Raw genomic sequence first — 22,019 nt, 5'->3', positions numbered from 1 at the left:
ACCGGGACCCATAAAGGTATAAAGAGATCCCGGAGGTCAACACCCGACAGCGCGACGCGCCCTCGGGTGCTTTTTGGCTTTGCGTCTTGTTTTCGTCATGGAAAAGCACGACGTTTTCGGGCGAGGATCCGCGCATCTCCCTTTCGAGGCAAAGCCGAGGAAGATAAGGAATAGGCGCAAATCTAAAGCCCAAAGCGATCGATAAGGAAGAATTGATGTTTGAAAACCTCCAGGACCGTCTTGGTTCCATTCTGAATGGACTGACAGGCCGCGGCGCGCTTTCGGAAGCTGATGTTTCCGCAGCACTCCGCGAGGTTCGCCGCGCGCTTCTCGAAGCCGACGTGGCGCTTGATGTCGTGCGCTCCTTTACCGACCGCGTCCGCGAGAAGGCCGTCGGCGCCGGGATCCTGAAGTCGATCAAGCCCGGCCAGATGGTCGTTAAGATCGTCCATGACGAGCTGATCGAAATGCTCGGCGGCGAAGGCGTGGGCATCGACCTCAACGCGCCGGCCCCGGTCGTCGTCATGATGGTCGGTCTGCAGGGCTCTGGCAAGACCACCACATCGGCGAAGATCGCCCACCGCCTGACGAGCCGCGACCGCAAGAAGGTCCTGATGGCCTCGCTCGACACGCGGCGTCCTGCAGCGCAGGAACAGCTGCGCCAGCTCGGCGTCCAGGCCAACATCGATACGCTTCCCATCATATCAGGCCAGTCGCCGACAGATATTGCCGCCCGCGCGGTGCAGGCCGCCAAGCTCGGCGGCCATGACGTCGTCATCCTCGACACCGCCGGCCGCACGCATATCGACGAACCGCTCATGGTCGAGATGGCGGATATCAAGAAGCGGTCGAACCCGCACGAAATCCTGCTGGTCGCCGACAGCTTGACCGGTCAGGACGCCGTCAATCTCGCCCGCAATTTCGACGACCGCGTCGGCATCACCGGCCTGGTGCTGACCCGCATGGACGGCGACGGCCGTGGCGGTGCCGCCCTTTCGATGCGCGCCGTGACAGGCAAGCCGATCAAGCTGATCGGCGTCGGCGAAAAGATGGGCGAGCTGGAAGAATTCCATCCCCGCCGCATCGCCGACCGCATCCTCGGCATGGGCGACATCGTCTCGCTGGTCGAGAAGGCCGCTGAGAATATCGACGCCGAAAAGGCCGCCGCCATGGCCGCCAAGATGGCCAAGGGCAAGTTCGACCTGAACGACCTTGCCGATCAGCTCAGCCAGATGCAGAAGATGGGCGGCATGGGCGGCATCATGGGCATGATGCCCGGCATGGCCGGCATGAAGGACAAGATGGCCGCCGCCGGCCTCAACGACAAGCTTTTCGGCCGCCAGCTCGCCATCATCTCCTCGATGACCAAGGCCGAGCGCGCCAATCCGGACCTCCTGAAACATTCCCGCAAGAAGCGCATCGCTAGCGGCTCCGGCACCGACGCCTCCGACATCAACAAGCTTCTGAAGATGCACCGCCAGATGGCGGACATGATGAAGATGATGGGCGGCAAGGGCAAGGGCGGCATGATGAAGCAGCTGATGGGTGGCCTCGCCGGCAAGATGGGTCTCGGCGGTGGCGGCATGGGCGGCATGCCCGACCTGTCGAACATGGACCCCAAGCAGCTCGAAGCCTTGCAGAAGCAGGCGGAAGCCGCAGGCCTCGGCCGTCCCGGCGGCATGCCCGGCCTTGGCGGTGGTGGATTGCCTGGTCTGGGCGGCGCCAAGCTGCCGGGCCTCGGCGGTGGATTCCCGGGCCTGCCCGGTTTGCCGAAGAAGAAGTGAAAAGGATCGTTGACCCCCATGATTGATCCAGACGTCAAGGCCCAATTGGGCAACTACCGCCAGTCGATCGACAATATCGATGCCGCACTGGTGCACATGCTGGCCGAACGCTTTCGCTGCACCAAAGAGGTCGGCGTGCTGAAGGCCAAGTACAATCTGCCGCCGGCCGACCCGGCGCGCGAGGAATTCCAGATCGAACGCCTGCGCCGCCTGGCAAAGGACGCCAATCTGGACCCGGATTTCGCCGAGAAGTTCCTGAACTTCGTCATCAAGGAAGTCATCCGGCATCATGAACAGATCGCCGCCGATCTCAAAGCATGATCCCGAAATGTGTGAAGCGGGTTTCGGAAGAGATCATGCGACACACAAAAACAGCAACAGCAAATAAACACGCCGCCAAAATCAAGCGGTCACAAAAAGCCTAAGGAGTAAGAAACATGGCATTGAAAATTCGTCTCGCCCGCGGTGGTTCCAAGAAGCGCCCGTACTACCACGTTGTTGTCGCCGACGCCCGTTCGCCGCGCGATGGCCGCTTCCTGGAGAAGGTCGGTTCATGGAACCCGATGCTCGCCAAGGACGACGCCAAGCGCGTTGAACTCGACGCCGACCGCATCAAGCATTGGCTCGACAACGGCGCCCAGCCGACCGACCGCGTTCTGCGCTTCCTCGCCGAAGCCGGCGTTGCCACGCGCGACGTCAAGAGCAACCCGGTAAAGGCAAAGCCGGGCAAGAAGGCTCAGGAGCGCGCTGCCGAAAAGGCACAGAAGGCTGCTGACGCCGCCGCTGCCGAATAATCGGCCCTCGTAATCATCGAAAAACGGGCGGCATGGCGACATGCCGCCCGCTTTTTATTTCCCATCGGGGAATGTTCATCCTATGAGAGAACGCAACTACAGCGCCGCGCGTCACATGTGACGCGCAAAGGTCGTTGAAGCACTCTAGATCTGCTGCATAATTCCTTAAATCGATTCCGATTTAAGGAATTATGCGGTGATCCGGCAATCGGCGAAGAGACCATGACGAAACTGCAAAACCCGGTATTGATGGCGACAATCGGCGCGGCACAGGGCCTCAAGGGCGAGGTGCGCGCGCGCGCCTATACGTCTGACCCCGCGGCGCTTGGCGACTACGGCCACCTGCACAGCATGGACGGCCGCAGCTTCGAGGTGCTGGAAATCCGTGAGGCCAAGAACGTGGTGGTAGTGCGCTTCCGCGGCGTCAATGACCGTGACGCCGCCGAGGCGCTGAACGGGTTGGAGCTCTATATCGAGCGCGACAACCTGCCGGACGACGAGCTCGACGATGACGAATTCTTCTACACCGACCTCGAAGGGCTCGAAGCCGTCGACGACAAGGGCACCGGCTACGGCACGGTCAGCGGTGTCTATGATTTCGGCGCCGGCGACCTTCTGGAGCTGAAAGGCCCGGGCAAGCGTCCGGTCCTCATCCCCTTCTCCGAAACGGCCGTGCTCGAAATCGATCTCGAAGGCGGCAAGATCCTGATCGATCCAATGGCCGCTGGCCTGATCGACAATCCGGAAGACCTTGTCGGCAAGCCGCCGAAACCGCCGAAGCCGGAAGGCAAGACGAAGAAATAATCCTCATTTGGAAGTGACTGCGCCATGAGTTTTCGGGCGACCATTCTGACGCTTTATCCGGAGATGTTTCCCGGCCATCTCGGCACGTCCCTTGCCGGCAAGGCGATGGAGCGCGGCCAATGGGCGCTCGACACGTTGCAGATTCGCGATTTCACCACCGACAAGCACCGCACCGTGGATGACACGCCCGCCGGCGGCGGCGCCGGCATGGTTTTGAAGCCGGACGTGCTTGCCCGCGCCATCGACCATGCCAGCGAAAACGACAGCCGCCCGCGCCTGCTGATGAGCCCGCGCGGCGCACCGCTGACGCAGAAGCGCGTGCGCGAGCTTGCAAGCGGCGACGGCGTCATCATCGTCTGCGGCCGCTTCGAAGGCGTCGACCAGCGGGTGATCGACGGGCGCGACCTGGAAGAAGTGTCGATCGGCGACTACATCCTGTCCGGCGGCGAGCCGGCGGCACTCATCCTGTTAGACGCCATCGTTCGCATCCTGCCCGGCGTCATGGGCAACGACCTTTCCGGCCTGCACGAAAGCTTTGAGGGGGGCCTGTTGGAACACCCTCACTATACCCGCCCGCAGATCTGGGAAGACCGCGAGATCCCCGCCGTGCTCACGTCGGGCAACCACGCCGCCATCACCAAATGGCAGAGAGAACAGGCCGAAGAGCTTACGCGGCAACGCCGGCCGGATCTGCTGGAAAAGAAGGCAAGGAAATAGCATCGGGAAACCGGGCGGCGGCAAGTTGACGAGTTAGATCAACCGCCGTTCGCCACTAAGGGGGAATCGGCCGAATGCCATTCAAGAATTCCGATGGCCTCGCCAGGATCGCTTCGGGACTTGAACAAGCAGGGATATGCTGCGCCGACGTTCGGGGCTGGGGCCGGTCCTCACAGTCTTGCGGACGACAGGATGCCGCCGTTAAGGTCGATTTCGATAGTGCCAAATGATATCCAGCGATAAAACGCAACGGGCGATGGAACGACAGCGGCGGGGAGGACGCACAGGATGGCAAAAAGCGGCGCGACGGAGGACGAGCAGGGAGCCTCTGCCTCTAATCTCATAGACGGGAGAATTAAGGAACTGGACGATTGGCGGGGCCAGACGCTCGCTCGAGTCCGAACCCTTATCAAACAGGCCGATCCCGATGTGGTCGAGGAATGGAAATGGCGGGGCGTTCCCGTCTGGTCGGACGGCGGGATCATCTGCACCGGCGAGACTTACAAGAGTGTCGTTAAATTGACCTTCGCCAAGGGCGCTTCGCTGGAGGACCCGTCAGGCCTCTTCAACTCCAGCCTCGATGGCAATACGAGACGGGCCATCGATATCCGGGAGAACGAAGATATCGATGAGGAGGCGCTGAAGGCGCTCGTTCGTGCGGCAGCGGCACTGAATATATCGACGCGGAAAAAACCGAAGAAAGCCTGAACAGAATTCGTGGCGGCGGACCACAAACCGTCATTGAAAGCCGCTTGCGCTGCAACAAATTCGCCGCCAAGGGGTGACAAAGCTGTGACAATAGGATATGTGCGCGCCGGGCATGGGAAATTTCCCATCAACCACCAAAGAAAAGCAGACGTATTCGCCCCTGCCTTCACAGGCATATATCCGAGGCGAGACCTTCAGGGTCCGACCAAGGATAGATCGCTCAGGGCGCTCTGGCTGTTGAAGCAACAACGAGGTTGATACTATGAACATCATTCAGCAGTTGGAAGCCGAACAGGCCGCCAAGATCGAAGCCAAGCGCACGCTTCCCGAATTTTCCGCCGGCGACACCGTCCGCGTCAACGTGAAGGTCACGGAAGGCAACCGTACCCGCGTTCAGGCCTATGAAGGCGTCTGCATCGCTCGCTCCGGCGGCGGCCTGCACGAAAACTTCACAGTCCGCAAGATCTCCTACGGCGAAGGCGTCGAGCGCGTATTCCCGGTTTACTCGCCGATGATCGAAAGCGTCGAAATCGTTCGCCGCGGTAAGGTCCGTCGCGCCAAGCTCTACTACCTGCGCGACCTGCGCGGCAAGGCTGCCCGTATCGTCGAGAACACCGGCACTCGCGCCCGCAAGCTCAACGACGCTGAGCGTCAGGCTTTCGCCGATGAGAAGGCTCGCATCGAAGCCGAGAAGGTTGCAGCAGCCCAGGCTCTCGCAGCCGAGAAGGCAGCAGCCGAAGCCGCTGAAGCAAAAGCAGCCGCCGAAGCAAAGGCAGCCGCCGATGCAGCTGCTGCCGCCGCAGAGCCGGCAGCCGAGTAAATTTCGATCCATCCGGATCGCTACGCTTAAAGGCGGCCTTCGGGTCGCCTTTTTGCTGCCTGCCGAAGACAGCTTGGCAGAAAGAAAATTCCGCCGCGAACCGCTTATTTTAGAGTTACTTTTCCGCTTTTGCGCTCGCGGCCATGGCAACGGCCTTGCCATCTGCTTTCCAAATATGACACTTTTCCGCGCGCTAATCGGGGAGATTTCCATGGCATTCCGTCGCTCGTTCCTTCTGGGCCTCAGCGCCCTCGTGCTTGCACCTTTCGCGTCCTTCGCCGCCGACCTGCCTGATCTCAAAGGCAAGACTGTCGTCGTCGTCACTGAGAACGCCTACCCGCCGCTGCAATTCGTCGATGCCAAATCCGGCAAGGCGATCGGCTGGGAATATGACGCGATGAACGAAATCGCCAAGCGTTTGAACTTCAAGGTCGAGTACCAGAACACCAGCTGGGACGCGATGATCCAGGCCGTCTCGGAAGGCCAGTACAACATCGGCATGACCGGCATTACCATCAAGGAAGACCGCAAGCAGAAGGTCGACTTCTCCGATCCCTACATGCGCTCCGAGCAGTTCATGCTGGTGCGTGGCGACGAGAAGCGCTTCACCGACGCCAAGAGCTTCGCCGCCCTCAAGGAAGGCCTGATCGGCGCGCAGCCGGGCACGACCCCCTTCTACACCGCAGTCTACGAAGTTCTCGACGGCAACGAGCAGAACCCGCGCATCAAGACCTTCGAAACCTTCGGCGCGACCGTACAGGCACTGAAGACCGGCGACGTCGATCTGGTGCTGACCGACGGCACCGCCGGCAAGGGCTATGTCGATGCCTCCAACGGCGGCCTGAAGCTGATCGGCGGCCCGCTCGGCTCCGAGGATTTCGGCTTCATCTTCCAGAAGGGCTCCGATCTCGTCGCTCCGGTCAATGCCGCCATTGCCAGCCTGAAGGCTGACGGCACGCTCGAGGCGCTGAACAAGAAGTGGTTCCTCGATTACAAGATGGGCCAATGAACTCCCCGGATCGACATATGGGAAGCCCGCTCTGATGGCCCTGCTCGCAGGCCCGGGCGGGCACCAAGGCAAGGATGACTTTCCCTGGTGGTTGGTCGCACTCGCCGTTCTCGGCATCGTCGTCTCCATCGCAATCGCGGCGAACGGCCTCTACGCCCAGATCTTCTCCCTTCTGCTCAATGGCGTCGGCGTCACGATCTTCGTGACGCTGGTGGCCTTCACGCTCGCCATGCTCTTCGGTCTCGGGCTCGCTTTGCTCGGCCTGTCGGACTTCATCGTGCTCAGGCAGGTCGCCCGCTTCTATATCGAGATCGTGCGCGGCATCCCGATACTGGTGCTGCTTTCCTACATCGCATTCGTCGGAACGCCGGCCTTTGTCGCCGTCTATAATTGCGTCGTCTCGCCATTGATCTCCGCCGGCTGGGCAAGCCCGCTCGTCACCCGCGACGTGCCCTTCGTCTGGCGCACGATCATCGCGCTGACCATCGCCTATTCCTCCTTCATCGCCGAAATCTTCCGCGCCGGCATCCAGGCGGTGGACCAGGGCCAGATCGAAGCGGCAAAGGCGCTCGGCCTCAGCCGCTTCCAGCGCTTCCGCCTCGTCGTCTTTCCCCAGGCGATCCGCGTCATCCTGCCGCCGCTGTCGAACGATTTCATCGCCATGGTGAAGGACAGCTCGCTGGTTTCGGTCCTCGGTGTTGCCGATATCAGCCAGCTCGCCAAGCTCTATTACTCGGCCAATTTTCGCTATTTCGAAACGCTGTCGATCCTCGCCTTCATCTACCTGCTGCTGACGATCAGCCTGTCGCTGCTGCTCAGGCAACTCGAAGCCTGGATGCGCCGGCGCTCCGGCAGCGACCGCTCCGCCTTCCCCCGTCTGGCGGCGGGCCAGCCGCCAGGAGCGCAGGTGTGATCGTTGCGATTTGATTGCCATTCACCCTTATGACCTATCCCTTGAGGATAGGTCGATGCTCAGCTATGTATTGGAGATATTCTTGCGCCCGGACGTTTCCTTGTTCCGCGGCTTTTCGATACCAGAATATCGCCAGGCTGATATCCTTTTCGATCCCGGAGCCATTATAATAGGCGCTACCAAGATTAACCTCCGCTGATGGGTTACCCTGCCCCGCCGCTTTACGATACCAATTTGCGGCACACGCAAGATCTATTGGTCTGTTCAACCCAAGAAAGCACATGATGCCGAGACCATTTTGCCCTCCTGGGTCACCTTGATCTGCAGACTTTTGAAACAGAATTGCCGCTTTGGAATAATCTTTGACCCCATCCTCTGAAATATAGATACCGCCCAAATTGGATTGAGCAGCGGGGTTACCAGCGTCGGACGCCTTTTGAAGCCAAGCGATAGCAAGGTTTATGTCGCGAGGAACGCCACGCCCGAATCGGTACATATTGCTCAAATTAACTTCTGCGCGGACATTTCCTTGCTCCGCCGCGTTGCGATACCACTCCGTGGCTTGCACATCATCCTTGGCAAACCCCCGACCAACATCGTACATAGCCCCTAATGCGTTTTGTGCGTCAGACAAGCCTTGCTCTGCCGCCTTTCGATACCATCGTTGGGCCGTATCGAAGTTTTGCGCAACGCCTTGCCCGGCTTCATAAAGCAGCCCCAAACCAAACTCGGCTTGAGGATCCCCACGCTCAGCCAAGGGCTGCCAATACGCCAGCGCGCGTTGGTAATCTCCCGCATTATATAGATCCAACCCTTCGTCGGCATATGCCTTCGTCTGAATTGTGGACGGGATAAAAACGGTCGAAACCGTGAAAAATAGAGATAAGCCAACAAGAATGCCGCAGCCTTTCATTAAGACGTACATAGCATTGTCCGCATATATATCTTTGCTTTTTTATTTCAGACGGAAATGCAATCTGATCCGCAGCTTTGAAAAATGCAAGTGAGGTTTGGTGATAGGTTTAACTGACAGATTTTAGCCTTGGCAATTCGGCTATGCAGATGTGGTTGCGGCCGCGGTAGTTTTGGCTTCTGTTAATCTGGCGCGATTAACCACCCCCCGGAACGCTCGCCATTGCCGAAGGTTTTGAAAATTGATATGAGCATGGACATGAGTAAGATCATGAGCAAAGACGGACGATACGTCACGGCTTTCGTGCTGCAGGACCATAAGCGCCTGCCGGCACGCTTCTTTGCGATGATTTCGGGCGCGCTCAACAGCCGACTTCGCTGATCACACCCGAGGCCGGCGGTCCTGATCCGTCACCCCCTTTTTCGACACTGCCAATATGGATCTGTAGCCATGAGCGCTCCACGCACACTTTACGACAAAATCTGGGATGATCATCTCGTCGACGCCCAAGACGACGGCACCTGTCTTCTCTACATCGACCGCCATCTCGTTCACGAGGTGACATCGCCACAGGCATTCGAAGGCCTGCGCATGACAGGTCGCAAGGTCCACGCGCCGCAAAAGACGCTTGCTGTCGTCGACCACAACGTTCCGACCTCGCCCGATCGCCACCTCGGCATCAAGAACGAGGAAAGCCGCATCCAGGTCGAGGCGCTTGCCAAGAACGCCGCCGAATTCGGCGTGGAATACTACTCCGAAAACGACAAGCGCCAGGGCATCGTCCACATCATCGGCCCCGAGCAGGGCTTCACTTTGCCCGGCATGACCATCGTCTGCGGCGATAGCCACACGTCGACGCATGGTGCCTTCGGCTCGCTCGCGCACGGCATCGGCACCTCCGAGGTCGAGCATGTGCTCGCCACGCAGACGCTGATCCAGAAGAAGGCCAAGAACATGCTGGTGCAGGTCGATGGCCAGCTGCCACCAGGCGTCACCGCCAAGGACATCATTCTCGCCATCATCGGCGAGATCGGCACCGCCGGCGGTACCGGCTACGTCATCGAATATGCCGGCGAAGCCATTCGCGCGCTGTCGATGGAAGGCCGCATGACCATCTGCAACATGTCGATCGAAGGCGGCGCCCGCGCCGGCCTGATCGCGCCGGACGAGATCACCTTCGAATACATCAAGGGCAAGCCGCGCGCGCCGAAGGGCGAAGCGCTGGAACAGGCGATCGCCTACTGGAAGACGCTGACATCGGATGAAGGTGCGCATTACGACCGCATCGTCACGCTTAATGCCGCTGCCCTGCCGCCGATCGTCTCCTGGGGCTCCTCGCCGGAAGACGTCGTCTCCGTCCAGGGCATCGTCCCGAACCCGGACGAGATCCAGGACGAGAACAAGCGCACCTCCAAGTGGCGCGCCCTCGACTATATGGGCCTGAAGCCGGGCACGAAGATGACCGATATCAACGTCGATCGCGTCTTCATCGGCTCCTGCACCAACGGCCGCATCGAAGACCTGCGCGCCGTCGCCAAGGTCGTCGAAGGCAAGACGGTGGCTTCCACCGTCGACGCCATGATCGTTCCGGGCTCCGGCCTCGTGAAGGAGCAGGCGGAAGCCGAAGGCCTCGACAAGATCTTCAAGGCCGCCGGCTTCGACTGGCGCGAGCCCGGCTGTTCCATGTGCCTTGCCATGAACGACGACCGCCTGAAGCCGGGCGAGCGCTGCGCATCGACGTCGAACCGCAACTTCGAAGGCCGTCAGGGCTTCAAGGGCCGCACGCACTTGGTCTCGCCGGCCATGGCCGCAGCTGCCGCGATCGCGGGCCACTTCGTCGATATCCGCGAGTGGAACTGATCCGCTTAAAGCATGAATAGCAAAGGGCGGCCCGAACGGCCGCCCTTTTTGTTTGTGGGTAAGGCAATTGCATGGGAAATGAAGTCACTGCACGAAAAACCCTTCTCTCGCTCGGGGAGAAGGGGCTTGAACCGCCGGCTGACCTTGCTGCGCCCGCTGGCTGAGCCAGACACTGCCGAGCACCACGACGATGCCGAAGATCTGCATCGGGCTCAGTTGCTGGCCGAGCACCCACCATCCCAAGATCACAGCAGTCGTCGGGCTCAAGAAGCCGAGCGGCGAAACCACCGATGGCTCAAGCCGCGAGAGGCCGCGAAACCAGAGAATATAGGTGAGTGCTGCGCCGATCAGCCCGAGATAGGCAAAGCCGATAATATTGGCCCCGGTTAGATGCGGAAGCGGTGGCTCGAGCAAGAGGGCGAACGGCAGGAGCAACGCACCGCCCGCGGTCAGCTGCCACGCCGTGAAGGTGAGCGGCGAGACATCCGGCCGCCAGCGGCGGCTGAGCACGGTTCCACCAGCCATGGAGAAGGCGCCGGCGACGCCGGCGGCAATACCGATGGGATCGAGCGTTGCCTTCGGCGTGAGGATCAGCAGGGCGACACCGCCGATGCCGGCGATCGCGGCGATGATCGAAAGGCTGCGGATCGGCGAGCCGAGCAGCAGTCGCGCCAGCACGATGACGATCAGCGGCTGGACGGCACCGACCGTAGCGGCCACGCCGCCGGGCAGCCGATAGGCCGAAATGAACAGCAGCCACCAGAAGATCGAGAAATTGAGTGCCCCGAGAACAAGGGACTTGATCCACCAGATCCCGTGCGGCAGCCGCCGCACGATAAGGAGCAGCAGCAGCCCGGCAGGCAGGGCACGCAGCGTTGCGACCGTCAGCGGATAGCCGGCAGGCAAGAGCTGCGTCGTCACCAGATAGGTGCTGCCCCAGATCGCCGGCGCGATGGCTGTCAGCAGAAGGTCGACATTGCGGCTCATGGCCTTGGCCCCAAAATTTATCTTGACCTCAAGATAAACTGAAATATCTTGACGTCAAGATAAATTGGTGGCGATATCCCGACATGGATCGCATCGATAAAATTCTTGACCAGTGGCGCCGCGAGCGGCCCGATCTCGACACGACGGCAATGGGCCTGTTCGGGCGCATGCGCAACCTCACGCTCCATCTCTCACGCGAAATGGAGAAGACCTTTGCGCGCTTCGATCTGAACGCGGCAAATTTCGATATGCTGGCAACCCTGCGCCGCTCGGGCGAGCCCTACACCCTCTCCCCCAGCGACCTGATGGATACGATGATGGTGACATCGGGCACGATGACCAACCGCATCGATCAGCTCGAAAAGGCCGGTCTCGTCGCCCGCAGCCAGAACCCGAATGATGGCCGAAGCTTCCTGATTTCCCTGACCCCGGAAGGTTTCAGGCTCATCGACGCGGCCGTGACGGCGCATGTCGAAACGCAGGCTCGGCTTGTTTCCGCCCTCTCGCAAGAGGAAAGAGCTGCCCTCGACGGCTTGCTGCGCAATTATTTAGCCAGCTTCGAATCTCGCTGACAGGTCCGCACGCCGCTCCGCGCAAACATCGCGAATGCAGCCGCGCAGCCAGCGATGCGCCGGATCGGCGTCCAGCCGCGGATGCCAGAGCAGCGAGATCGCCACATCCGACGTCGGCACCGGCAGCGCGAAACTATGCATGTCAACGCGCAGGTTGCCCGTATAGCGTTCCGGCACGCTGACGATCAGGTCGGAAGCGCGGGCCAAAGCCAGCGCCGCCGAAAAGCTGCCGACAATGGTTGCGATCTGCCGCTCCAGTCCCAGCCTTTCCAGCTCCTCATCAATCTCCCCCTTCTTCAAGCCGCGCCGGGAGACGAGGATGTGCTGGCCGGCGGCATAGCGCGCCGGCGTCATCACACCCTCGCTCAGCGAGTGGCCGCGTCGCACCACGCCGATGAAGCGATCCCGGAACAAGGCCTGCGCTCGTAGTTCCGGCCCGGTATCGTCGCCGACGACTCCGGTCTCGAGATCGATCGTACCGTCGCGCAGCGGTGTGCTGTCCTTGTCCAGCTTCTGGGTGAAGTAGAGCCGCACGCCGGGCGCCTGTTCCGCAATGCGAGCGATCAGCTCGGGGCCGAAATTCTCCACAAAGCCCTCGCGGGTGCGCAATGTGAAAATCCGGACGAGCTGTTTCAGGTTGAGTGTCTCGGATGGCCGCAAGGCCGCCTCCGCCTCCTGCACGAGCCGGCCGACGCTCTCGCGCAATTCCAGCGCCCGCGGTGTCGGCACAAGCCCGCGGCCGGCCCTGACCAGCAACGGATCGCCCGTCGTCTCTCGCAGGCGTGCCAGCGCCCGGCTCATGGCGGACGGGCTCAGCCCCAACCGGCGAGCTGCACGCGCAACACTGCCTTCCGCAAGCAGGACATCGAGAGTGACAAGCAGGTTGAGATCGGGCGTTGACATGACGCGACCATAACACGATTTCGCCGAAGCATAGCGTCAAACGCACGAATAAGATGCAAATGGTGCGCGTTCCGCCATATCAGGCAAAGAGCTACCTTTCTGCCAGGACTTCTCAAACGTCGCCAGAAACGGAGCTCATGTTGAAACCAATTATTGAAAGACCGGACAAGACCGAAGCCGGGCGGACGAAAGCCACACCTTCGATCCGATGGGCGCTCGCCAGCCTCTCGCTCTCCATGCTGATGCCCTCGCTCGATACCAGCATCGCCAATGTCGGCCTGCCGACGCTGGCAGAGGCTTTCGGCGCTTCCTTCCAGCAGGTGCAGTGGATCGTGCTTGCTTATCTGCTCGCGATTACCGCGCTGATCGTCGGCGTCGGGCGGCTGGGCGATATCGTCGGTCGCCGCCGACTGCTGCTCGCCGGAATAGGCCTCTTCACCCTCGCCTCGCTCTTCTGCGGGATAGCACCGACGCTGTGGCTGCTGATCGCTGCCAGAGCCTTGCAGGGCCTCGGCGCCGCCATGATGATGGCGCTGACGGTGGCGATGGTCGGCGAGACAGTCCCGAAGGAAAGGACCGGCAGCGCCATGGGCCTGCTCGGCACCATGTCCGCCATCGGAACCACCCTCGGCCCGTCGCTCGGCGGCGTCCTGATTGCCGGCTTCGGCTGGGAAACCCTCTTCCTGGTCAATGTGCCGCTCGGGATCGCGAATTTCCTTCTCGCCGCACGCTTCCTGCCAGTGGACCGCCCCAACCGAAAAGTCGGCCAGGGACGCCCGGATGCGATCGGCACGCTGTTGCTGGCCCTGACGCTTGCCGCCTATGCGCTCGCCATGACGATGGGGCATGGCAGCTTCGGTATGCTGAACATCGGCCTGCTGCTGGCCGCAGCCTTCGGCACCGCGCTCTTCGCCTTTACCGAGGCGAAAGTGAAATCGCCCCTGGTGCGCCTCACGATGTTCCGCGATTCGGCGCTGAGCGTCGGCCTTGCCATGAGCACCCTTGTCTCGACCGTCATGATGGCGACGCTGGTGGTCGGGCCCTTCTATCTCTCCCGCGCGCTCGGCCTCGATGCCGCCCATGTCGGCGCCGTGATGTCCGCCGGTCCGCTGGTGGCGGCACTGACGGGCGTGCCGGCCGGCCGCATCGTCGATCGCTTCGGCGCTCACCGTATGACCATCACCGGCCTCGTGGCCATGATCATCGGCCTGTTCCTGGTAGCAGCGATGCAGGGCAGGTTCGGTGTCGTCGGGTATATCGGGCCGCTTGCCCTTGTGACGGCGAACTACGCCCTGTTTCAGGCAGCCAACAACACCACGATCATGACCAATATCCGTCCGGACCAACGCGGCGTCATCTCCGGCATGCTAAGCCTGTCGCGAAACCTCGGGCTGATCACCGGCGCATCCGTGATGGGCGCGGTCTTCACGCGGGCATCGGGAACCACAGGCATCACCGCGGCCCGCCCCGAGGCCATTGCAACGGGCATGCAGGTCACCTTCGCGATCGCCGCCCTGCTGATCGTCGCAGCACTCGTCGTCGCGCTTACCGGTTTCGCCATCGCGAAGCGCACTGCACTTTCCGAGCAGGCGTCGTGACGCCGGGGCAATGCAGCCTGCTCGATACAAGGGAGGCTCGGAGCTTTCACTCCGAGCCTCCTGTACAATGCAATCCGGCGAGTTGAATCAGAACGTTGCCGTCACTGGATCCGGGCCGATACGGCCGCCGGCAGAATCGAGCTTGGCGATGTCAGCCAGATCGTCGCTGTCGAGCTTGAAGTCGAAAACCTTGAGATTTTCCTCGATGCGGCTCGGCGTGACCGATTTCGGAATGACGATCAGGCCGTTTTCGATATGCCAGCGGATAATGACCTGCGCCGGCGTGCGGCCATGCTTGGCGGCGACCTTGCCGATTGCGGCGTTGGTGAGGAGCTTGCCCTGGCCGAGCGGGCTCCAGGACTCGGTCTTGATGCCGAGCTTGTCGTGCACTTCGCGCAGCGCCTTCTGCTGGAAGGTCGGGTGCAGCTCGATCTGGTTGAGGACGGGCGTGACGCCGGTCTCGCCGATGATGCGGTCGAGGTGTTCCTTAGCGAAGTTGGAAACGCCGATCGAGCGGGCGCGGCCTTCTTCCTTGAGGCGCACGAAGGCCTTCCAGGTGTCGAGGTAGCGGTCGCGGTGCGGCGACGGCCAATGAATGAGATAGAGGTCGAGATAGTCGGTACCGAGCCGCTTCAGGCTTTCATCGAAGGCCTTGAGTGTGGAATCGAAACCCTGGGCCTCGTTCCAGAGCTTTGTGGTCAGGAAGATATCCTTGCGGGCGACGCCGGACTGGCGCATGCCTTCGCCGACACCATCTTCGTTTGCATAGATGGCTGCGGTATCGACATGGCGATAGCCGGCTTTCAAGGCTGTGCTGACCGCCATCGGGGCAACGTTTTCGGGCGTCTGCCAGACACCGAGGCCGACCTGCGGAATGGAATTGCCGTCGTTGAACGTAATTGTCGGTTGCGTGGTCACGATAAGTCTCCAGATGATGGATGGTGGGGTGAAGGCGTGATTCAAATCCGGAAAGAAAAGGTTCCGGCCTGGCTCGCGGGAAGCGCCGGTCGAAAATCTATATAGTGGAGAATATTGGGACTTTAACCCCAAGCGACATCTCAGACAACCCGAAGCACCGTACCTTTTCGGAGCACTGGAAGTATGCGCCGCATGTCGCGAAGGCTGACCGCGACACAGCCGGCCGTCGGCTCGTAGCCGGGCTTGATCAGATGGAAGAAGATCGCCGAGCCACGGTGACGCCGTCGCGGGCGGATGTTCCAATCAAGCACCAGGCATATGTCATAGAGGCCGTCGCCTCGCCGCATTTCCTCGTGGCTCGGCGTGAAGGGAGCCTTCACCAGCCTGTTGTAATTGGCATTGTCAGGCTGATCGCACCAGAGCATATCCCTGCCGATGCGCCGCATCGGCAGGGCGGTGCGAAGGAAGCGAACATGGTCGCCGCGAGTGAAGCCATAAAGCAGCTTCATATCGGCAATCGGTGTCGCGCCGTCGCCCTCGCGCTTCAAAATGCTGCGCCCGGATCGGCCGATCGCCGCCGGCACGGTTAGCGGTCCGACCCGCACCAGCGCACGCGTCTTCTTACCCGGCGCAGGACGTACGACGACCGTGGAAGCGGCCCGCTTGGCCCCTGCCCTTGTCTTTTCCATTTTCCTCACATGTTTTTGCTTTGCACGTGATTTCATTTGAAATCATAGCAGGTTCAACCAAACCACCAAGCCTGAGCCGCGTCGCGACTTGCTAAAAATGCAATTTGGCGTAGGACTTAGAAGGGATTAGAACGAGGATCCGAACGGCATGACCGCACGCACCATTCTCCTGGTGGACGATGACAACGACCTGCGCGAAATGTTGGTCGAGCAATTATCGCTTTACGAGGAATTCAACGTTCTGCAGGAGGTGAATGCCGGAAAAGGCGTGCAGACCGCGCGTACCGTGCCTGTCGATCTCCTGATCATGGATGTCGGCCTGCCCGACATGGACGGCCGCGAAGCCGTGAAGCTGCTGCGCAAGAACGGCTTCAAGGCGCCGATCATCATGCTGACGGGCCACGACACGGACTCCGACACCATCCTCGGCCTCGAAGCCGGCGCGAACGACTACGTGACCAAGCCCTTCCGCTTCGCCGTGCTGCTTGCCCGCATACGGGCGCAGCTGCGCCAGCATGAGCAGAGCGAGGATGCGACCTTCACCGTCGGCCGCTATCTGTTCAAGCCGAGCCAGAAACTTTTGACCACCGAAGACGGGCAGAAGATCCGCCTTACGGAGAAGGAAGCCGCCATCATCCGCTACCTCTATCGCGCCGACCAGAAGGTCGTAACCCGCGATATCCTTCTCGAAGAGGTATGGGGCTATAATTCCGGCGTCACCACCCATACGCTCGAAACCCACGTCTATCGCCTTCGACAGAAGATCGAACGCGATCCCTCCAACGCCGAAATCCTGGTCACGGAAAACGGCGGCTACAAGATCATCCCCTAGGGAACAGACATGGCGCTGAACGACGATATCCGCCTGCTGTCGCAACTGCCGCTGTTTCACGGCATGGGCGATGAGCCGCTGCGGCTGATTGCCTTCGGCGCCGACCGCCGCCACGTGGCCGAAGGCCAGACCCTGTTCAGGGAGAAGTCACCGGCCGAATGCGCCTATGTCGTCGCGCGCGGCAGCTTCGAACTCAGCACCATAGACAATGCCGGGGAGAAGCAGGTGGAAGCGGTGATACAGGCCGGCACCATGCTCTCGGAGCTGGCGCTGGTGACGCTGGTGGAGCGGAAATATACGGCCGTCGCGGCCGAAGAGTCCGACGTGATCCGCATCACGCGCGCTCTCTTCCACCGGCTGATCGAAGAATATCCCGATGCCGGCCTGCTGATCCAGAATAGGATCCGCGAGAACTTCGCGACACTGGCCAGGCAGGCAGCCGCGCTTCTCGGCCGGTTTTCCTGACCCCGCGCGGCGATCCGGTTTTAGCCAGATCATTCTAAAGCGCGTCGCGATCTTTCAGGTTCGCTCCTTGCGCTTTAGGCCCTTGGTTTTTCGCATGCCGTTATCGCAAAACCGCCGCACACTTTTGCGCGATATACTCTGGAGCATTTCCAGGAAAAGTGCGAAGCGGTTTTCCGTCTGGAACGCGTAAAGAAACAAAAAGATAGGGCGTTTTCGCGATTCGAAGAAAAGCGAAAACGCTCTAGAGATTGAAATGCGCTGTTACCGGCACATGGTCGGATGGGCGATCCCAGCCGCGCGCCGCCTTCAGGATCTCGATGCGCTGCAGGTGCGGGCCAAGATCGGATGACGACCAGATATGGTCGAGGCGGCGGCCGCGATCGGCAGCCTCCCAATCCTTGGCGCGGTAGCTCCACCATGTATAGAGCTTCTCATTGGCGGGCACCTGCTGGCGCATCAGGTCGAGCCAGGCGCCCCGCTTCATCACCTCGATCAGCCCATCGGTCTCGACCGGCGTGTGGCTGACGATCTTGAGCAGCTGCTTGTGCGACCAGACGTCATGCTCCAACGGCGCGATGTTGAGGTCGCCAACCAGGATCGCCGAGGTGTTGGGCTCGGCGTTTGCATGCAGCCGCTTCATTTCCTCGATGAAATCGAGCTTGTGGCCGAACTTCGGATTGATGGCGCGATCGGGCTCGTCGCCGCCGGCCGGAACATAGAAATTATGCAGCCGGATGCGCCGGCCGCCACGCTCGAAGATCGCCGAGATATGTCTGCTATCGCCGACGTTGCAATAATCTTGCCGATGATCCTCGGTCAGCGGAAAACGCGAGGCGATCGCCACCCCATGATAACCCTTCTGGCCATGGATAATGATGTGTTCGTAGCCGAGCGCCCTCAGCGGCGCATGCGGGAAAAGCTCGTTCGGAACCTTGGTCTCCTGAAGGCAGAGAATATCAGGCCGGGCCTGCATCACGAACTGCTCGACGATGGGCATGCGCAGCCGCACCGAATTGATATTCCAGGTCGCAATCGAAAATCCCATGCCCAAGCCTTTCCCTGAGAGCAATTCCAGGAAAAGTGCGCAGCGGTTTTCCGTCCGGAATTGTGTCAAAACAGACAGCTAGAGCGGTTCAGCGATTCCGTGAAACGCTCTAGTCAGGGTAAGGCTTTAGACCGGCTGCGACGGAAAGGAAAGCGCCATTCGGCGCTTCTCCCGTTGCCAGAAATGGAGACGACGATCAGCGCGTATAATCGATGCGGAAAACGCTGTCATCGAAGGCGACATTGGTCTTCACGTTGTTGATGATGACGTCGGTCGTCTTGCCTTGCGGGTCGATGACGGTCCACTGGCGCAGGTCGTAGCTCTTCGAATCGAAGATCATCGCGATTGTGGAATCGCCGAAGACGGTGCGGTTGCCGAGCGTGATCTTGGTCAGATCCGGCTGCGAATCGACATTGCGCACCATGTCGGCGGAAAGGTCGATCTTGTTGGCGAGCAACAGGCTCAGCGGCGTTTTCGACAGCTGGTACATGTTCTTCGTATTCGTCTGGTCGTTGATGACCTGGACGTTGTTGCCATCGCAGATGACGCGCATGCGTGACGGCGGATCGTAGTTGAAGCGCATCTTGCCGGGCCGCTGGATGAAAAAGGAGCCGCTCATCTGGTCGCCGCGCGGCCCGATCTGCAGGAAGCCGCCCTTCATCGTCTTGATGGACGAAAAGTGATCGGCGATGGCCTGGGCAATGTTGGGATTGAGGGCGGCAGCCTGCGCCTGCGCAAGAGCCGAAACCGGTAGAGCGCCTGCCGCACCGACCGCGACCACGGCGCCGAGGAAATGCCGGCGGGTCAGTGAAAATCGGTTCATGGGCTGCGCATCAATCTTTTTCATCGAATTCTCCTTCATGCTTTGTCCATGGCGCGCAAAATCGGCGTCTTCATGGCGCGGCGGCCCGGGTTCGGCTGCGGGCCACAATCAAATTTCCCTGAACATAGGCGGGATATGTGACACGGAAAGGCGGATTGCCTCAGCGATCCAGAATGTCCGCCTTGGTGGGAACGAGGATTTCGCGCTTGCCGGCATGGTTGGCCGGGCCGATCACGCCTTCTTCCTCCATACGTTCGATCAGCGAGGCGGCGCGGTTGTAGCCGATGCCGAGGCGGCGCTGGATATAGGAAGTCGAGGCCTTGCCGTCGCTAAGAACGATAGCGACCGCCTGATCGTAGGGATCGTCCGAATCGGCGAGATTGGAGGTCCCCGCAGGGCCATGGCCCTCATCGTCCTCATCGTCATCGGCGGTGATGGCATCGAGATATTGCGGCGAACCCTGCGTCTTCAGGTAGGCGACGATGTCCTCGACCTCGCCGTCGGCGACAAACGGGCCATGGACGCGCTGGATGCGCCCGCCACCGGCCATATAGAGCATGTCGCCCATGCCGAGCAGCTGTTCGGCACCCTGTTCGCCGAGAATGGTGCGGCTGTCGATCTTCGACGTCACCTGGAAAGAGATACGCGTCGGGAAGTTTGCCTTGATCGTGCCGGTGATGACGTCGACGGACGGACGCTGCGTCGCCATGATGACATGGATGCCGGCCGCGCGCGCCATCTGCGCCAGGCGCTGCACCGCGCCTTCGATATCCTTGCCGGCGACCATCATCAGGTCGGCCATCTCGTCGATGATGACGACGATGTAAGGCATCGGCTTCAGATCGAACTCTTCCGTCTCGTAGATCGCCTCGCCGGTCTGGCGGTCAAAACCGGTCTGGACAGTGCGGCTGATGGCCTCGCCCTTGGCGACGGCCTGCTCGACACGCATGTTGAACCCGTCGATGTTGCGCACGCCGATCTTCGACATCTTCTTGTAGCGCTCCTCCATCTCGCGGACGGTCCATTTGAGCGCGACGACGGCCTTCTTCGGGTCGGTGACTACAGGCGAGAGCAGATGCGGAATGCCGTCATAGACAGACAGTTCCAGCATCTTCGGGTCGATCATGATCAGACGGCACTGCTCCGGCGTCATGCGATAGAGCAGCGACAGGATCATGGTGTTGATGGCGACGGATTTACCCGAGCCGGTGGTGCCGGCGACGAGCAGATGCGGCATCTTGGCGAGATCGGCGATGACGGGTTCGCCACCGATCGTCTTGCCGAGCGCCATGGCAAGCTTGGCCTTGGAGGTCTCGAAATCGCGGCTGGCGACAAGTTCACGCAGATAGACGGTCTCGCGCGTGGAATTCGGCAGTTCGATGCCGATGGCGTTGCGGCCGGGAACCACGGCGACGCGGGCGGCGATCGCGCTCATCGAGCGGGCAATATCGTCGGCGAGGCCGATGACCCGCGAGGACTTGATGCCGGGTGCAGGCTCCAGTTCATAGAGCGTCACCACCGGGCCGGGTCGGACATGGATGATCTCGCCCTTGACGCCGAAATCCTCCAGCACGCCTTCGAGCATGCGGGCATTCTGCTCCAGCGCATCGGCGGAAAGCGTCGTATCCCGGGCGACGGTCTTCGGCTCGGCGAGCAAATGCACGGCTGGCAGCTGGAAGCCATAGGGCCGTATGAACGAGGTCTGTGCCTCACGCTCCGCACGCACGCCGGGCTTCGGACGCGCGGCCGGCGGAATGATGCGCTGGCCGGCTGCCGCCTTCGGCGAAGCGGGACGCAACGGCCATTCATCCTCGTCCTCATCATCGGGCAGGATATCGGCCGGGCGCCGCGGATCGCGCTCATAGGACGAATCCTCGTCCTCATCGTCGTCATCGCTGAGGCTGATGGAGGGCGCGGAAACGACACGGCGCGCAGCCGAGCCTCCGAGCGAAGGCTCGACGCGATCGCCCCGGGCCATCGGCGTCTTGGCGCGCACGGGCTCGTTCAGCGTGCCGAATTCGTCATCATTGAAATCATAGGGCGCATCGAAGGCGTGGTCGCGGCGCTTGCGCGGACCCATGCCGAACAGGCGGCGGAGACGAGCATGCGCATTATACCATGCATGCATGACCGCCCCGAAGGCCATAAAGTTGCCCAAAAAGCCGGTGCGATCGTCGTCCTCGTCTTCATCGCCTACCCGACGAGCGCGGCTGTGTGTGTTCTCATAATCGTCTTCGTCCTCGTCGTCCTCCACCAGGCTTTCACCGATCACGCCCGCGCCAAAAAGCATGAGCCAGATCGCGGGAACAGCCAGAACCGAACCGATCACGATGGCGACGACGCCGCTCGGATAGGTGCCGATGAAAAGGGCGGGAAAGCGCAGGAGAATATCGCCGACGACCCCGCCGATGCCGTTCGGGATCGGCCAGGTCGGCGGCGCGGGAAAGCAGGCGATGGAGCCGGCCGCGACGACGCAGCCGCCGAGCCACGCGCCAAGGCGCGACGGCACGCGATTGAGCTTGCGGTTGGAAATGAAAGCAAAGGCCCAGGCGGCGACAGGCAGCAGCGCGACGACGGAGGCAAGCCCGAGCGCCTGCATCATGATATCGGCAAAGGCGGCACCGGGAAAACCGAGCAGGTTGGTCGGCGCATTGCCGGTGGCGTAGGAATAGCTCGGATCCATGACGTTCCAGGTCGCCAGCGCCGCGACGGCCAGCGCCAGCAGGAACAGCAGCCCAAAGCCCGCCAGACCCTTGATCTGACGCCACACCACAGCCGAAAGCGAAAAACGGTCGGGGCGACCGCTCAACGCCGCCGAATTGCTTCTGCCCATGATATCCAGCCCCGTTCCTTGTCGAAAGCCCA

The 22,019-nt window shown here is 61.2% G+C and carries 23 protein-coding genes; 15 read left to right on the top strand and 8 right to left on the bottom strand.

The features are described 5' to 3' along the window. Positions 1-215 precede the first annotated feature (215 nt). From ffh to FHT29_RS15375, 9 genes are all read left to right on the top strand, one after another. A complete protein-coding gene (gene ffh, locus FHT29_RS15415; RefSeq protein WP_047553704.1) occupies positions 216-1,784 on the top strand; it encodes a signal recognition particle protein in 1,569 nt (522 codons plus the stop codon). Positions 1,785-1,802: 18 nt separating this feature from the next. Next, complete coding sequence (locus tag FHT29_RS15410; protein ID WP_034509068.1) at positions 1,803-2,105, top strand: chorismate mutase; 303 nt, start codon at positions 1,803-1,805, stop codon at positions 2,103-2,105. 116 nt (positions 2,106-2,221) lie between these two features. Beyond that, a complete protein-coding gene (gene rpsP, locus FHT29_RS15405) occupies positions 2,222-2,578 on the top strand; it encodes a 30S ribosomal protein S16 (RefSeq protein WP_037196883.1) in 357 nt (118 codons plus the stop codon). Positions 2,579-2,800: 222 nt separating this feature from the next. Continuing rightward, the gene (gene rimM, locus FHT29_RS15400) at positions 2,801-3,382 is read left to right on the top strand and encodes a ribosome maturation factor RimM (protein ID WP_037196884.1); all 582 of its coding nucleotides are present in this window, start codon (positions 2,801-2,803) and stop codon (positions 3,380-3,382) included. A 24-nt stretch (positions 3,383-3,406) separates the two neighbouring features. Next, entirely contained in the window at positions 3,407-4,099 is a 693-nt protein-coding gene (gene trmD / locus FHT29_RS15395) for a tRNA (guanosine(37)-N1)-methyltransferase TrmD (protein ID WP_168599822.1), read from the top strand. A 288-nt stretch (positions 4,100-4,387) separates the two neighbouring features. Continuing rightward, positions 4,388-4,807, top strand: coding sequence for a DUF1801 domain-containing protein (locus tag FHT29_RS15390; protein ID WP_037196886.1), 420 nt, complete (start codon positions 4,388-4,390; stop codon positions 4,805-4,807). Positions 4,808-5,069: 262 nt separating this feature from the next. Next, the gene (rplS, locus tag FHT29_RS15385; RefSeq protein WP_047637772.1) at positions 5,070-5,627 is read left to right on the top strand and encodes a 50S ribosomal protein L19; all 558 of its coding nucleotides are present in this window, start codon (positions 5,070-5,072) and stop codon (positions 5,625-5,627) included. Between the two features lie 211 nt (positions 5,628-5,838). Continuing rightward, positions 5,839-6,636, top strand: coding sequence for a basic amino acid ABC transporter substrate-binding protein (locus tag FHT29_RS15380; RefSeq protein ID WP_047637951.1), 798 nt, complete (start codon positions 5,839-5,841; stop codon positions 6,634-6,636). Positions 6,637-6,670: 34 nt separating this feature from the next. Beyond that, entirely contained in the window at positions 6,671-7,549 is an 879-nt protein-coding gene (locus tag FHT29_RS15375) for an amino acid ABC transporter permease (RefSeq protein ID WP_037196889.1), read from the top strand. Positions 7,550-7,583: 34 nt separating this feature from the next. Here the strand turns inward: FHT29_RS15375 and FHT29_RS15370 are convergent, their stop codons facing one another. Further along, a complete protein-coding gene (locus FHT29_RS15370) occupies positions 7,584-8,474 on the bottom strand; it encodes an SEL1-like repeat protein (RefSeq protein WP_168599821.1) in 891 nt (296 codons plus the stop codon). Between the two features lie 246 nt (positions 8,475-8,720). Between FHT29_RS15370 and FHT29_RS34925 the strand changes: the two genes are divergently transcribed. Then, positions 8,721-8,843, top strand: coding sequence for a hypothetical protein (locus FHT29_RS34925; protein WP_280117190.1), 123 nt, complete (start codon positions 8,721-8,723; stop codon positions 8,841-8,843). Between the two features lie 69 nt (positions 8,844-8,912). Further along, positions 8,913-10,322, top strand: coding sequence for a 3-isopropylmalate dehydratase large subunit (gene leuC / locus FHT29_RS15365; RefSeq protein ID WP_037196890.1), 1,410 nt, complete (start codon positions 8,913-8,915; stop codon positions 10,320-10,322). Positions 10,323-10,406: 84 nt separating this feature from the next. Here the strand turns inward: leuC and FHT29_RS15360 are convergent, their stop codons facing one another. Beyond that, positions 10,407-11,309, bottom strand: coding sequence for an EamA family transporter (locus FHT29_RS15360; RefSeq protein ID WP_092573169.1), 903 nt, complete (start codon positions 11,307-11,309; stop codon positions 10,407-10,409). Between the two features lie 83 nt (positions 11,310-11,392). Here FHT29_RS15360 and FHT29_RS15355 point away from each other — a divergent pair, with 83 nt between their 5' ends. Beyond that, positions 11,393-11,881, top strand: coding sequence for a MarR family transcriptional regulator (locus FHT29_RS15355; RefSeq protein WP_092573168.1), 489 nt, complete (start codon positions 11,393-11,395; stop codon positions 11,879-11,881). Here FHT29_RS15355 and FHT29_RS15350 read toward each other — a convergent pair. After that, positions 11,858-12,784, bottom strand: coding sequence for a LysR family transcriptional regulator (locus FHT29_RS15350; protein WP_092573167.1), 927 nt, complete (start codon positions 12,782-12,784; stop codon positions 11,858-11,860). The two genes, FHT29_RS15355 and FHT29_RS15350, sit on opposite strands and share 24 nt — an antisense overlap. Positions 12,785-12,921: 137 nt before the next feature. On the opposite strand from FHT29_RS15350, the gene FHT29_RS15345 reads away from it, so the two are divergent. Further along, positions 12,922-14,382, top strand: a complete 1,461-nt coding sequence (locus FHT29_RS15345; protein ID WP_210255462.1) for an MFS transporter — start codon at positions 12,922-12,924, stop codon at positions 14,380-14,382. 87 nt (positions 14,383-14,469) lie between these two features. On the opposite strand, the gene FHT29_RS15340 is transcribed toward FHT29_RS15345, so the two are convergent. Both FHT29_RS15340 and FHT29_RS15335 read right to left on the bottom strand, forming a co-directional pair. Continuing rightward, positions 14,470-15,300 carry an aldo/keto reductase gene (locus tag FHT29_RS15340; protein ID WP_037196894.1) on the bottom strand — a complete coding sequence of 277 codons (831 nt, stop codon included), beginning with the start codon at positions 15,298-15,300 and terminating at the stop codon, positions 14,470-14,472. Between the two features lie 140 nt (positions 15,301-15,440). After that, a complete protein-coding gene (locus FHT29_RS15335; protein ID WP_037196895.1) occupies positions 15,441-15,989 on the bottom strand; it encodes a L,D-transpeptidase family protein in 549 nt (182 codons plus the stop codon). Between the two features lie 148 nt (positions 15,990-16,137). Between FHT29_RS15335 and FHT29_RS15330 the strand changes: the two genes are divergently transcribed. Further along, positions 16,138-16,821 carry a response regulator transcription factor gene (locus FHT29_RS15330; RefSeq protein WP_034509100.1) on the top strand — a complete coding sequence of 228 codons (684 nt, stop codon included), beginning with the start codon at positions 16,138-16,140 and terminating at the stop codon, positions 16,819-16,821. Positions 16,822-16,830: 9 nt separating this feature from the next. Continuing rightward, a complete protein-coding gene (locus tag FHT29_RS15325; RefSeq protein ID WP_047553727.1) occupies positions 16,831-17,286 on the top strand; it encodes a cyclic nucleotide-binding domain-containing protein in 456 nt (151 codons plus the stop codon). A gap of 241 nt (positions 17,287-17,527) precedes the next feature. Here the strand turns inward: FHT29_RS15325 and FHT29_RS15320 are convergent, their stop codons facing one another. The 3 genes from FHT29_RS15320 to FHT29_RS15310 form a co-directional block, all read right to left on the bottom strand. After that, positions 17,528-18,331, bottom strand: coding sequence for an exodeoxyribonuclease III (locus FHT29_RS15320; RefSeq protein ID WP_037196897.1), 804 nt, complete (start codon positions 18,329-18,331; stop codon positions 17,528-17,530). 196 nt (positions 18,332-18,527) lie between these two features. Beyond that, entirely contained in the window at positions 18,528-19,178 is a 651-nt protein-coding gene (locus tag FHT29_RS15315) for an outer membrane lipoprotein carrier protein LolA (RefSeq protein WP_047554372.1), read from the bottom strand. A gap of 136 nt (positions 19,179-19,314) precedes the next feature. Continuing rightward, entirely contained in the window at positions 19,315-21,987 is a 2,673-nt protein-coding gene (locus FHT29_RS15310) for a DNA translocase FtsK (protein WP_047553730.1), read from the bottom strand. Between the last annotated feature and the right edge of the window lie 32 nt (positions 21,988-22,019).

It is taken from the genome of Rhizobium sp. SG741 (assembly GCF_012275435.1).
Taxonomy (GTDB): Bacteria; Pseudomonadota; Alphaproteobacteria; order Rhizobiales; family Rhizobiaceae; genus Rhizobium; species Rhizobium lusitanum.
This window is presented reverse-complemented; position numbering and strand designations above follow the sequence as displayed.